The 12,438-nt window shown below is 67.7% G+C and carries 9 protein-coding genes and 1 pseudogene; all 10 read left to right on the top strand.

Annotated features, from left to right (window positions below):
• Positions 1-48 precede the first annotated feature (48 nt).
• The 10 genes and pseudogenes from kdgD (at position 49) to LL964_RS07675 (ending at position 12,430) form a co-directional block, all read left to right on the top strand.
• Positions 49-966 (top strand): 5-dehydro-4-deoxyglucarate dehydratase, encoded by a 918-nt coding sequence (kdgD, locus tag LL964_RS07720; protein WP_104586741.1) that lies wholly within the window; start codon positions 49-51, stop codon positions 964-966.
• Positions 966-2,546: an aldehyde dehydrogenase (NADP(+)) gene (locus LL964_RS07715; RefSeq protein WP_104586740.1), complete on the top strand. Its 1,581-nt coding sequence runs from the start codon at positions 966-968 to the stop codon at positions 2,544-2,546. The genes kdgD and LL964_RS07715 overlap by 1 nt, the downstream gene beginning before the upstream one ends.
• A gap of 115 nt (positions 2,547-2,661) precedes the next feature.
• A complete protein-coding gene (locus LL964_RS07710; protein WP_208621405.1) occupies positions 2,662-4,062 on the top strand; it encodes an MFS transporter in 1,401 nt (466 codons plus the stop codon).
• Positions 4,063-4,081: 19 nt separating this feature from the next.
• A complete protein-coding gene (gene gudD, locus LL964_RS07705; RefSeq protein WP_104586739.1) occupies positions 4,082-5,437 on the top strand; it encodes a glucarate dehydratase in 1,356 nt (451 codons plus the stop codon).
• Between the two features lie 76 nt (positions 5,438-5,513).
• Positions 5,514-6,785 carry an OprD family porin gene (locus tag LL964_RS07700; RefSeq protein WP_104586738.1) on the top strand — a complete coding sequence of 424 codons (1,272 nt, stop codon included), beginning with the start codon at positions 5,514-5,516 and terminating at the stop codon, positions 6,783-6,785.
• Between the two features lie 36 nt (positions 6,786-6,821).
• On the top strand, positions 6,822-8,363 hold the full coding sequence (garD, locus tag LL964_RS07695) for a galactarate dehydratase (protein WP_104586737.1): 1,542 nt from the start codon (positions 6,822-6,824) through the stop codon (positions 8,361-8,363).
• Positions 8,364-8,578: 215 nt separating this feature from the next.
• Positions 8,579-8,704, top strand: a pseudogene (locus LL964_RS07690) (IS481 family transposase); the annotation flags it as partial.
• 105 nt (positions 8,705-8,809) lie between these two features.
• Positions 8,810-9,190 (top strand): RidA family protein, encoded by a 381-nt coding sequence (locus LL964_RS07685; RefSeq protein ID WP_011038342.1) that lies wholly within the window; start codon positions 8,810-8,812, stop codon positions 9,188-9,190.
• A gap of 30 nt (positions 9,191-9,220) precedes the next feature.
• Entirely contained in the window at positions 9,221-11,362 is a 2,142-nt protein-coding gene (gene recG, locus LL964_RS07680) for an ATP-dependent DNA helicase RecG (RefSeq protein ID WP_104586736.1), read from the top strand.
• A gap of 129 nt (positions 11,363-11,491) precedes the next feature.
• Entirely contained in the window at positions 11,492-12,430 is a 939-nt protein-coding gene (locus LL964_RS07675) for a nucleoside hydrolase (protein WP_104586735.1), read from the top strand.
• Positions 12,431-12,438 lie beyond the last annotated feature (8 nt).

Here is a 12,438-nt window from a genome sequence, read left to right as displayed (position 1 = left end):
ATCTGCATTCCTAGGATCAGCGCACCCCCATCCAGGAGCGTTTGTCCGATGAGCAGCAGATACACCCCGTCCGAGATGGCCCAGGCGCTTGGCGCCGGATTGCTGTCGTTTCCGGTGACCCATTTCGATGCCGGGCTGGCCTTCGACGAGCCGGCCTATCGCAGCAACCTGGACTGGCTGTCCTCGCATCCGGCGGCCGGGCTGTTCGCCGCCGGCGGCACCGGCGAGCTGTTTTCGCTGAGCCTGGGCGAGGTCGACCGCGCCGTGCGTGCCGCGGTGGACCAGACCGCCGGGCGCATGCCGGTGATCGCGCCGGCCGGCTACGGCACCGCGATCGCGATCGAGATGGCGCAGGCCGCCGAGCGCAACGGTGCCGACGGCATCCTGCTGTTTCCGCCGTACCTGACCGAGTGCGATGCCGATGGCGTGGCCGACCATGTCGAACGCGTCTGCAAGGCGACCGCGCTGGGCGTGATCGTCTACGGCCGCGCCAACGCCAAGCTCGACGATGTGACGCTGGCACGGGTGGCCGAACGCTGCCCCAACCTGGTGGGCTACAAGGACGGTATCGGCGACGTGGATCGCATGACCCGCATCTACGCGCGGCTGGGCGACCGGCTGCTGTACGTAGGCGGCCTGCCCACCGCCGAAACCTTCGCGCTGCCGTATTTGGAAATGGGCGTCACCACCTATTCGTCGGCCATCTTCAATTTCCTGCCCGAGTGGGCGCTGGCGTTTTACGCCGCGGTGCGCGCGCGCGACCACGCCACCATCTACCGCGAGCTCAACGATTTCGTGCTGCCGTACACGGTGCTGCGCAATCGCCGCGCCGGCTATGCGGTGTCCATCGTCAAGGCCGGCATGCGCGCGGTCGGCCGCCCGGCCGGGCCGGTGCGTACGCCGCTGGCGGATCTGACCGAGGCCGAATCGGCGCAGCTCAAGCAACTGATCGGAGGACGCCGCTGATGCATGCCATCCAGGGTGAATCGTTGATCGGCCAGCGCAGCGTGCCCGGCGCCGGTGCGACATTCCAGGGGCTGGATGCCGCCAGCGGCGAAGCGCTGCAGCCGGTGTTCGCCTCGGCCAGCGCGCAGGATCTCGAGCAGGCCTGTGCGCTGGCGCATGCCGCATTCGATGCCTACCGCGAAACCGCGCTGGAGGTGCGTGCCGGCTTTCTGGAGAGCATCGCCGAGCAGATCCTGGCCTTGGGCGATGCATTGATCGAACGTGCCATGCGCGAAAGCGGGCTGCCACGCGCACGGCTGGAAGGCGAGCGCGGGCGCACCGTGGGGCAGCTGCGGCTGTTCGCCAACGTGGTGCGCGAAGGCAGCTGGCTGCAGGCCCGCATCGATCCGGCCATGCCGCAGCGCACGCCGCTGCCACGTGCGGATCTGCGCCAGCGCCATATCGCGCTGGGGCCGGTGGCGGTGTTCGGTGCCAGCAACTTTCCGCTGGCGTTCTCGGTGGCCGGCGGCGATACCGCCTCCGCCCTGGCAGCCGGTTGCCCGGTGGTGGTCAAGGCGCATGGCGCGCATCCGGGCACCTCCGAGCTGGTGGGCCGCGCGATCCAGGCCGCGGTAGCGCAGTGCGGCTTGCCGGAAGGCGTGTTCTCGCTGCTGTTCGATGCCGGGATCGGGATCGGCGCGCAGCTGGTGGCCGACTCACGCATCAAGGCGGTGGGATTCACCGGCTCGCGTGCCGGCGGGATGGCCCTGGTCAAGATCGCCGCAGCGCGACGCGAGCCGATTCCGGTGTATGCGGAAATGAGCGCGATCAACCCGGTGTATCTGTTGCCGCAGGCGCTGCAGGCGCGCGCGCCGGCCCTGGGCAAGGCCTTCGTCGGCTCGCTCACCCTGGGGGCGGGACAGTTCTGCACCAATCCCGGCCTGCTGCTGGCGATCGATTCGCCAGCGCTGGATGCGTTTGTCGCTTCCGTCACCCAAACGCTGCAGGAGGTAGCGCCGGCGGCGATGCTCACTGCCGGCATCGGCCAGGCCTATGCGCAAGGCGTGCAGCGTCTGAGCGCGCATCCGCAGGTCGCCACGCTGGCGCGTGGCGCGGCGGCAGATACCGGGCGTTGCCCGGCGGCGTTGTTCGGCACCGATGCCGATGCCTTCCTGGCCGACGAAGCACTGCAGGCCGAAGTGTTCGGAGCGTCTTCGCTGCTGGTGCGCTGCAAGGACATCGCCCAGTTGCGTGCATTGAGCGAACGGCTGGAGGGCCAGCTCACTGCCACCTTGCACATGGACGAGGGCGACACCGAATTGGCGAGCGCGCTGTTGCCGGTGCTGGAGCGCAAGGCCGGGCGCATCCTGGTCAACGACTGGCCCACCGGCGTGGAGGTCTGCCACGCCATGGTGCATGGCGGCCCGTTCCCGGCCACCTCCGACAGCCGCAGCACCTCGGTGGGCACGCTGGCGATCGATCGCTTCCTGCGCCCGGTCTGCTACCAGGACCTGCCGGCGGCGCTGCTGCCGGCGGCGGTGGCGCACGACAATCCGCTGGGTCTGTGGCGGCGCGTGGACGGCGCATTGGGGCACGACTGACCGAGCCGCCTGCAACCTTGCCTGAGGCGTGCCGGAGGAGGGTCCGGCACGCCAGTCACAGGCCCACTTGGAGTACCGAAGCGCGACGCGCTTCCATCGTCATAGGTGAGGAACGATGATGGCTATCGATTCAAAAGCGGTCGGTTCGACGCCGGTCGGCGCACCGACAGTTCCGCGCAGGCGTTATCTGATCCTGCTGATGTTGTTCGTGGTGACCACGATCAACTATGCCGATCGCGCCACCTTGTCCATCGCCGGTTCCGCGGTCCAGGACGCCCTGGGCATCGATGCGCTGCAGATGGGCTTCATCTTCTCCGCATTCGGCTGGGCCTATGTGGCCGGGCAGATTCCCGGCGGCTGGTTGCTCGATCGCTTCGGCTCGCGCCGCGTGTACGGGCTGTCGCTGCTGATCTGGTCGTTGTTCACCGTCTTGCAGGGCTTCATCGGCTGGGTGCCGGTGACCTGGGCGGTGACCACGCTGTTCGCGCTGCGCTTTCTGGTCGGCATCGCCGAAGCGCCGTCGTTTCCCGGCAACAGCCGCATCGTGGCGGCCTGGTTCCCCACCGCCGAACGCGGCCTGGCCGCATCCATCTTCAATTCCGCGCAGTACTTCGCCACGGTGGCGTTCGCGCCGCTGATGGGCTGGCTGGTGCATGCCTGGGGCTGGGAGCATGTGTTCCTGGTGATGGGCGGGGTGGGCGTGCTGCTGGCCCTGCTGTGGCGCAAGACCATCTACGCGCCGCGCGAGCATCCCCGCCTGTCCGCGCAGGAGTTGCACTACATCCAGGCCAACGGTGCGCTGGTGGACATGGAACAGCGCCCCACGCCCGGCAGCCAGCCCAAGGGCACGCAATGGCATTACGCCAAACAGTTGCTATGCAACCGCATGCTGCTGGGCGTGTACATCGGCCAGTACTGCATTACCACGCTGACCTACTTCTTCCTGACCTGGTTCCCGGTGTACCTGGTCAAGGAGCGCGGCATGTCGATCCTGGAGGCGGGTTTCGTCGCCTCGCTGCCGGCGGTCTGCGGCTTCGTCGGCGGCGTCCTGGGCGGGTTCGTTTCCGACCGCATGGTCCGGCGCGGCTATTCGCTCACTGTCGCGCGCAAGACACCCATCGTGATCGGCATGCTGATGTCGGTGACGATGATCGGCTGCAATTACGTGCAGGCCGAATGGATGGTGGTCGGGCTGATGGCGCTGGCCTTCTTCGGCAAGGGCATCGGGGCGCTGGGCTGGGCAGTGGTGGCCGATACCTCGCCCAAGGAGATCGCCGGCCTGTCCGGTGGCCTGTTCAATACCTTCGGCAATATCGCCGGCATCACCACGCCAATTGTCATCGGCTACATCGTCTCCACCACCGGCACCTTCGAATGGGCGCTGGTCTTCGTCGGGCTCAATGCCCTGCTGGCGGTGGTGTCCTATCTGGTCGTGGTGGGCGAGATCAAGCGCGTGGAACTGAAGGCCCCCCCGGGTGGCCCGGCCGCGCCTGTCTCCATGCCCGCACCGCGTTGATCGTCTTCGGAGAATCCTGATGAATATCCATACGTCACCTGCAAACATCGGTACCACGCCGCGCATCACCGAGATCCGCGTGGTGCCGGTTGCCGGCCAGGACAGCATGCTGCTGAACCTCAGTGGCGCGCATGCGCCGTATTTCACCCGCAACGTGCTGGTGCTGCGTGACTCGTCCGGGCGCATCGGCGCGGGCGAGGTGCCGGGCGGCGACGCCATCGCCGGCCTGTTGAACGAAGCGGCAGCGCTGATCCGCGACCGGTCCATCGCCGATTACCAGCGCATCCTCAATCAGGTGCGCACCGCCTTCGCCGACCGAGACAGCGCCGGGCGCGGTCTGCAGACCTTCGACCTGCGCATCACCATCCATGCGGTGACCGCGATCGAATCCGCACTGCTGGACCTGCTCGGGCAATTCCTGGATCAGCCGGTCGCCGCACTGCTCGGCGAAGGCCAGCAGCGCGATGCGGTGGATGTGCTGGGCTATCTATTCTTCATCGGCGACCGCCGCAAGACCGGGCTCGATTATCGCGACGGCAGCGCTGCCACCGATGCCTGGGAAGCCGTGCGCGACCAGGAAGCATTGACGCCTGCCGCCGTGGTGCGGCTGGCCGAAGCAGCCTACGAAAAATACGGCTTCCGCGATTTCAAGCTCAAGGGCGGCGTACTGCGCGGCGAAGACGAAATCGAGGCGATCCGCGCGCTGCATGCACGCTTTCCGCAGGCACGCATCACCCTGGATCCCAACGGCGCATGGTCGTTGCAGCAAGCCATTGCGCTGTGCCGCGACATGCATGGCGTGCTGGCCTATGCCGAGGATCCGTGCGGGGCAGAACAGGGCTATTCCGGGCGCGAGATCATGGCCGAGTTCCGTCGCGCCACCGGTCTGCCGACCGCCACCAACATGATCGCCACCGACTGGCGCCAGATGGGGCATGCGATCCAACTGCAGTCGGTGGACATCCCGTTGGCCGACCCGCATTTCTGGACCTTGCAGGGCTCGGTGCGGGTAGCGCAGCTATGTCGTGACTGGGGCCTGACCTGGGGCTCGCACTCCAACAACCATTTCGATATCTCGCTGGCGATGTTCACCCACGTGGCGGCTGCAGCACCGGGCAAGGTGACGGCCATCGATACGCACTGGATCTGGCAGGACGGCCAGCGGCTCACACGCAATCCCCTGCAGATTGCAGGCGGCCAGATCCAGTTGCCGACCAGGCCCGGCCTGGGGGTGGAACTGGACATGGATGCATTGGAAGCGGCGCATCGCACCTATCAACGCCTGAGCCTTGGCGCGCGCGACGATGCGGCGGCCATGCAGGCGCTGATCCCCGACTGGGTCTTCGACAACAAGCGGCCGTGCCTGGTGCGTTGAGGCGCACCGATGCCTGCTGCCGGATCGTCGGCAGCAGCGCATGGCCATGAGTTCACCGCAGGTGGAGAACCGAGCAATGAAAAGCATGATGGCAATCAGCGGCGCGGCGCTGCTGGTGGTCGGTGCGGCCGGGCGTGCGCGTGCGCAACAGCCGGATGAGGGGTTCTGGAATGGCGCCACCGCCGAGGTCACCGCGCTCAATTTCTACTACAACCGCGACTTCCGCAGCGGCGAAGGGCAGGGCAAGCGCGCCGAATGGGCGCAGGGCTTCGTGATCGACGCCAGGAGCGGCTACACCCGCGGCCCGGTCGGTGCGGGTCTGGATCTGCTGGGGATCGGCGATTTCAAGCTGGATGGCGTGCGCGCGGAAGGCGGCACCGGCCTGCTTCCCAACAACGACGACGGCACCGCGCAGCATGCATTGGTGCGTGTGGCGCCCACGCTCAAACTGCGCGCCTCGCAGACCGAGCTGAAATGGGGCAGCTTCATTCCCAACGAACCGCTGGTGCGCGCCAGCATCACCCGCATCATGCCGGAGACCTTCCAGGGCGTGACGCTGGAATCCAAGGACGTGCCCAAGCTCGATCTGCTGCTGGCCCGCTTCACCAGCGCCTGGTATCGCGACGGCGATTCGCGCGTGCCGATCACCCTGGCCAACAAGAACCGGCGCTTTCCGGGTACGCCGGATTCGGATGCGTTCAATCTGTTCTCTGCGACCTACGCGCTGGCCCCGGGCACCCAGCTGCGCTATCAGGGCGCCTTGATGCAGGACATCTATCGCCAACAGCTCTACAACCTGATCCAGACCCACATGTTCGGCAAGGACCGGCTGCGGGTGGATCTGCGTTACTTCCGCACCGACGACGTCGGCCAGTCGCGTGCCGGCCCGATCGACAACCGCATGTTCAGCAGCATGGTGTCCTGGCGCACCGGCGGCCATGAATTCGGCGTGGGCTACCAGAGGCTGTCCGGGCCCAGCGCCATGCCGTGGCCGGGCGGCACCGACGGCAATGTCTTCAACTGGACCTTCATCAACGATTTCCTCGAACGCGGCGAGCGCAGCTGGCAGCTGCGCTACAACATCGATGGCGACAGCATCGGCATTCCCGGTCTCAGCGTCATGGCGCGCTACATCAGCGGCGACAATGCACGGCCGGCCACCTATGCCGGCGAAGGCCGCGAGTGGGCACGCGACATCCTGACCACCTATCAATTCCAGGGCGAACGCTTCAAGCATCTGAGCCTGATCTGGTTCAACGGCACCTTCCGTTCCAATTACCAGCGCAATGTCGATGAGAACCGCCTGATCCTGCAGTACCGGCGCCAGTTCGACAGCCCCGATCGCTAACGCATTCCACCCCATGTTCTGCAAGGTAGCCCCGTGATGTCCGCAATCCCGCACGCCATGCCCTGGCTCAGCATCCGCGCCCATGCGCGCGACAATGTCGCCATCGTCGTCAACGACGGCGGTGCGCCCGCCGGCGCCGGTTTTCCTGATGGGGTGACTGCCATCGAGCACATTCCGCAGGGCCACAAGATGGCGCTGGAGGACCTGTCCGCGGGCGCGCCGGTGATACGCCTGGGTGCGGTGATCGGCACCGCCAATGCCGACATCGCACGCGGGGCCTGGGTGAGCGAGCAATTGCTGGCGATGCCCGAAGCGCCCGAGCTGGCCGCGCTGGATTTGTCGCTGCAGCCGACGCCCGCACCCGAGCCCTTGGATGGCTACACCTTCCAGGGCTACCGCAACCGCGATGGCAGCGTGGGCACGCGCAACATCCTGGGCATCATGACCAGTGTGCAGTGCGTGGTCGGCGTGCTCGGTCACGCGGTGGAGCGCATTCGCACCGAGCTGCTGCCCAAATATCCCAACGTCGACGATGTGGTGGCGGTCAATCATGTCTACGGGTGCGGCGTGGCGATCACCGCGCCGGAGGCCATCATTCCCATCCGCACGCTGCGCAACATCGCGCGCAGCCCCAACTTCGGCGGGCAGGCGTTGATCGTCGGGCTGGGCTGCGAAAAACTCGCTCCCGAGCGGCTGCTGCCCGACGACGCCACCGATGACGACAGCGACGTCTACCGCCTGCAGGAAGCCAGCCTGGGCTTTGCCGACATGGTCGGCTCGATCATGGCCATGGCCGAGGAACGCCTGCGCCATCTGGACCGGCGTCGCCGCGAAACCGTGCCGGCCAGCGAACTGGTGGTGGGCATGCAATGCGGCGGCAGCGACGCGTTTTCCGGCGTCACCGCCAACCCGGGGCTGGGCGTGGCAGCCGATCTGCTGGTGCGTGCAGGCGCCACGGTGATGTTTTCGGAGAACACCGAAGTGCGCGACGGCATCCATCTGCTGGTGCCACGTGCGGCCAATGCCGATGTGGCCAGGGCGCTGGTACGCGAAATGGCCTGGTACGATGCCTATCTGGCGCGCGGGCAGGCCGATCGCAGCGCCAACACCACCCCGGGCAACAAGAAGGGCGGGCTGGCCAATATCGTCGAGAAGGCGATGGGGTCGATCGCCAAATCCGGCTCGTCGGCGATCAACGGCGTGGTACCACCCGGCGAGCGGGTTAAGGGGCGTGGCCTGCAGTATTGCGCGACCCCGGCCAGCGATTTCGTCTGCGGCACGCTGCAGGTGGCCGCCGGCATGAACCTGCATGTGTTCACCACCGGGCGCGGTACCCCGTACGGCCTGGGCATGGTGCCGGTGATCAAGGTCGCTACCCGCAGCGAGCTGGCGCAGCGCTGGTCCGACCTGATGGACATCGATGCCGGCGGCGTGGCCACGGGAGCCAAGACGCTGGAGGAACTGGGCTGGGAGTTGTTCCAGCGCTATCTGGACGTGGCCAGCGGCCAACGCACCTGGACCGAGCAGCATCGCCTGCACAACGACCTGGCCTTGTTCAACCCTGCGCCGATCACCTAGTTCTGCGGGGTCAGCGTTTTCGGCCGGCAGCGCGGCGCTGGTTCCTTCGCCCGTCGGGAGAAGGTGCCCGACGGGGCCGATGAGGATACGTGCGCAGCCTCATGAGTGACCTCACACAGTGCCCGACAGCACACACTGGCTACCCTGCAAAACCAATCGCGCACGTAGGCGAAAGCGCGCAGCAACCAGCATCGCCGAAACATGCCCCCACCGAGCAGCGCGCCGCGCACCTGCCGCACTGGCCTCATCACGACAACTGGCATCGGCCCCATGCCAGCCTTGGACGCCGACCTCCCATCTCCGGGATCCTGATGAACAACGTGGTGGGTTTATACAGCTAGTCCACCAGCCACCACCCGCGCGCAGTCGTCCCCCGTTCCCCATTCGCCCGTCCACCGCATGCGCCGATACAATGCGCGCTCGTTTTCAGTGTTGACGGAGTTCCCATGTCCCAGATCATCCATACCGATCAGGCGCCTGCCGCCATCGGTCCGTATTCCCAGGCCGTGCGCGCCGGCAACACCGTGTATTTCTCCGGCCAGATCCCGCTGGACCCGGCCACCGGCGAGATCGTGCCGGGCGACATCGGCGCGCAGGCGCGTCGCGCCTTCGACAACCTCAAGGCGGTGGCCGAAGCGGCCGGCGGCTCGCTCGACAAGATCGTGCGGCTGGGCCTGTACCTGACCGACCTGGGCCAGTTCGCCGCCGTCAACGCGGTGATGCAGGAGTATTTCCAGGCACCGTTCCCGGCCCGCTCCACCATCGAAGTCTCGGGCCTGCCCAAGGGCGCCGGCTTCGAAGTCGATGCGGTGATGGTGCTCGACTGATCCGGTTCGACTGATCGGCGCCGATCCGTCATGCCGCGCGCGCGCATCGCAACGCCCAGCCTGGCCGTCGCCGGCGAGGCGTCGCTGTCCAGCCTGCCCGGCGTCGGCCCCAAGGTGGCCGAGAAATTCGCCGCGCGCGGTATCGTGAGCGTGCAGGATCTGTGGCTGCACCTGCCGCTGCGTTACGAAGACCGCACCCGGCTGACCACCATCGCGCAGCTGCAGAGCGGCGTGCCGGCGCAGATCGAAGGACGGGTGGACGCGGTGGAACGCGGCTTCCGCTTCCGCCCGGTGTTGCGTGTGGCGGTCTCGGACGACTCGCACCGCAGCGTGGTGCTGCGCTTCTTCCACTTCCGCGCCGCCCAGGTGGCGCAGTTCGCGGTCGGCACGCGCGTGCGGGTGTTCGGCACGCCCAAGCCCGGCCAGCATGGCTGGGAGATCGTGCACCCCAGCTACCGGGTGCTCGCGCCCGGCGAGGACGCCGGATTGGGCGACAGCCTGGACCCGGTCTATCCGGTGCTCGAAGGCGTTGGCCCGGCCACGTTGCGCAAGCTCATCGGCCAGGCACTGGAGCGGCTGCCCGCGGAGGGTGCGCTGGAACTGCTGCCGCCGCATTGGCTGCAGGACGAACGGCTGCCCTCGCTGCGCGTGGCCTTGCTGACCATGCACCGCCCCCCGGTCGGCACCGACCCGCAACAGCTGCTCGCCGGCGGGCATCCGGCCCAGCAACGCCTTGCGCTGGAAGAGCTGCTGGCGCACCAGCTCAGCCTGCGCCGCCAACGTATTGCGTTGCAGCGTTTCCGTGCCCCGCAGTTGCGCGGCGCTCGCCTGGTGCAGCAGCTGCGCAAGGCACTGCCGTTCCAGCTCACCGGCGCGCAGCAGCGCGTGTTCGAACAGATCGCACACGATCTCGCACAACCCTCGCCGATGCTGCGGCTGGTGCAGGGCGATGTCGGCAGCGGCAAGACGGTGGTCGCCGCGCTGGCGGCGATGCTGGCAGTGGAGCAGGGCAAGCAGGTCGCCCTGGCCGCGCCCACCGAGCTGCTGGCCGAGCAGCACCTGAGCAACCTGCGCGGCTGGCTGGAGCCGTTGGGCATCCGCATCGTCTGGCTGGCCGGCAAGGTCACCGGCAAGGCGCGCGCCGCGGCCATGGCCGAGGTCGCCTCCGGCCAGGCGCAGCTGGTGGTGGGCACGCACGCCTTGATGCAGGAGGCGGTGGTCTTCCACGACCTGGCCCTGGCCATCATCGACGAGCAGCACCGCTTCGGCGTGCATCAGCGCCTGGCGCTGCGCGACAAGGGGGCGGCCGCCGGCAGCGTGCCGCACCAACTGGTGATGACCGCCACCCCGATCCCGCGCACGCTGGCGATGTCCACCTACGCGGACCTGGACGTGTCGGCCATCGACGAGCTGCCGCCCGGCCGCACGCCGGTGCAGACGATCGTGTTGAGCGCCGAGCGTCGCCCGGAGCTGGTCGAACGCATTCGCGCCGCCTGCGCCGAAGGCCGCCAGGCCTACTGGGTGTGCACACTGATCGAAGAAAGCGAAGAGCCGGAGAAGGGCGCGCCGAACGGGCCGCCGCGCATCGACGCGCAGGCCGCGCAAGTCACCTACGAGACCTTGTCGGCGCAGCTGCCCGGCGTTCGCGTCGCGTTGGTGCACGGGCGCATGAAGCCTGCCGAGAAGCAGCGGGCCATGCTCGATTTCAAACAGGGCCACAGCGATCTGCTGGTGGCCACCACCGTGATCGAAGTCGGCGTGGACGTCCCCAACGCCTCGCTGATGATCATCGAAAACGCCGAGCGCCTGGGGCTGGCCCAGTTGCACCAGCTACGCGGCCGGGTCGGGCGCGGCGCGGCCGCGTCCAGTTGCGTGCTGCTGTACCAGGGCCCGCTGTCGTTGATGGCGCGCCAGCGCCTGGAAACCATGCGCCAGACCAACGATGGCTTCGTGATCGCCGAAAAGGATCTGGAGCTGCGCGGCCCCGGCGAATTGCTGGGCACGCGCCAGACCGGCCTGGCCAGTTTCCGCATCGCCGACCTTGCCCGCGATGCCGCGCTGCTGCCGCGCGTGCAGGTGCTGGCCGAACGGCTGCTGATCGACGCCCCGCAGATCGCCGACCGCGTGGTGGCGCGCTGGATCGGCGGCGCGGTGCGGTATGCCGCCGCGTGAGCGGCGGGGATTGGGCATTCGGGATTGGGGATTCGTCGGAGCGGGGCTGCTGCAGCCTGCAGGTTCGCGTGATCGGCCGATCCTTGCGAAGATGCGGCAATGAATCCCGAATGCTCACTCCCTGATCCCATGACGAAAAGAATACCGCTGCTGATCGATACCGACCCCGGCGTGGACGATGCGCTGGCGTTGTTGATGGCCTTCAACGACGACCGCCACGACGTGGTCGGGCTGACCATCGCGGCCGGCAACGTGGGACTGGAACATACGGTGCGTAACGCGCTGAAGGTCTGCGAGATCGCCGGCCGCGCCGATGTGCCGGTGTATGCCGGTTGCCCGCAGCCGCTGCTGCATCCCTCGGTCGATGCGGCCCACGTGCATGGTCTGGATGGCTTCGGCGATGTCGGTCTGCCCGCCGCCGCTCGCACCGTGGAGGCCGAGCACGCCGCGCTCGCCATCCTGCGCCTGTCGCACGAACATGCCGGCGAGCTGCTGCTGGTGGCGCTCGGGCCACTGACCAATCTGGCCCTGGCGCTCACCCTGGACCCGACCCTGCCGCAGCGCGTGGCACGGCTGGTGGTGATGGGCGGCGCGTTGACCGGGCACGGCAACATCACCCCGGCAGCCGAGTTCAACATCGGTTTCGACCCGGAGGCGGCGCACATCGTGTTCCGCGGTTTTCCGCAGTTCGACGTCGCCGACTGGGAAGCCACCATCGCGCACGGCCTGCTGCACCGGGACGTGGAGCAATGGCTGGCCGCCGATTCGGCCCGCGCCCGGTTCTACGAGGAAATCTCGCGCAAGACCCGTCTGTGGTCGGAGGACAGCCGGGGCGAGTACTGGTATGCGGCCGACGCGCTGGCCATGGCGTTCGCCCTGCAGCCGGAGGGTGCCCAGCGTCTGGAACAGCGCCCGGTGCACATCGAACTGTCCGGCACCCACACCCGCGGCATGACCCTGGTGGACTGGAACCGGCAGGGCGGAGCCCCCGACAACGCCAACCTGTTGCTGGAATACGACCGCCAGCGGTTCTACGGCCTGGTCGGGGCGGCCTTGTCGGCCGGCTAGGGCAATCT

This window comes from Xanthomonas melonis, assembly GCF_020783655.1.
In the GTDB taxonomy this organism is placed as follows: Bacteria; Pseudomonadota; Gammaproteobacteria; order Xanthomonadales; family Xanthomonadaceae; genus Xanthomonas; species Xanthomonas melonis.
This window is presented reverse-complemented; position numbering and strand designations above follow the sequence as displayed.

What these genes read in the sequence shown, in the direction of transcription:
- garD (WP_104586737.1), top strand. Translation starts at nt 6,822, where the DNA reads ATGTCCGCAATCCCGCACGCCATGCCCTGGCTCAGCATCCGCGCCCAT.
- LL964_RS07685 (WP_011038342.1), top strand. Translation starts at nt 8,810, where the DNA reads ATGTCCCAGATCATCCATACCGATCAGGCGCCTGCCGCCATCGGTCCG.
- LL964_RS07700 (WP_104586738.1), top strand. Translation starts at nt 5,514, where the DNA reads ATGAAAAGCATGATGGCAATCAGCGGCGCGGCGCTGCTGGTGGTCGGT.
- LL964_RS07715 (WP_104586740.1), top strand. Translation starts at nt 966, where the DNA reads ATGCATGCCATCCAGGGTGAATCGTTGATCGGCCAGCGCAGCGTGCCC.
- LL964_RS07710 (WP_208621405.1), top strand. Translation starts at nt 2,662, where the DNA reads ATGATGGCTATCGATTCAAAAGCGGTCGGTTCGACGCCGGTCGGCGCA.
- recG (WP_104586736.1), top strand. Translation starts at nt 9,221, where the DNA reads ATGCCGCGCGCGCGCATCGCAACGCCCAGCCTGGCCGTCGCCGGCGAG.
- gudD (WP_104586739.1), top strand. Translation starts at nt 4,082, where the DNA reads ATGAATATCCATACGTCACCTGCAAACATCGGTACCACGCCGCGCATC.
- LL964_RS07675 (WP_104586735.1), top strand. Translation starts at nt 11,492, where the DNA reads ATGACGAAAAGAATACCGCTGCTGATCGATACCGACCCCGGCGTGGAC.
- kdgD (WP_104586741.1), top strand. Translation starts at nt 49, where the DNA reads ATGAGCAGCAGATACACCCCGTCCGAGATGGCCCAGGCGCTTGGCGCC.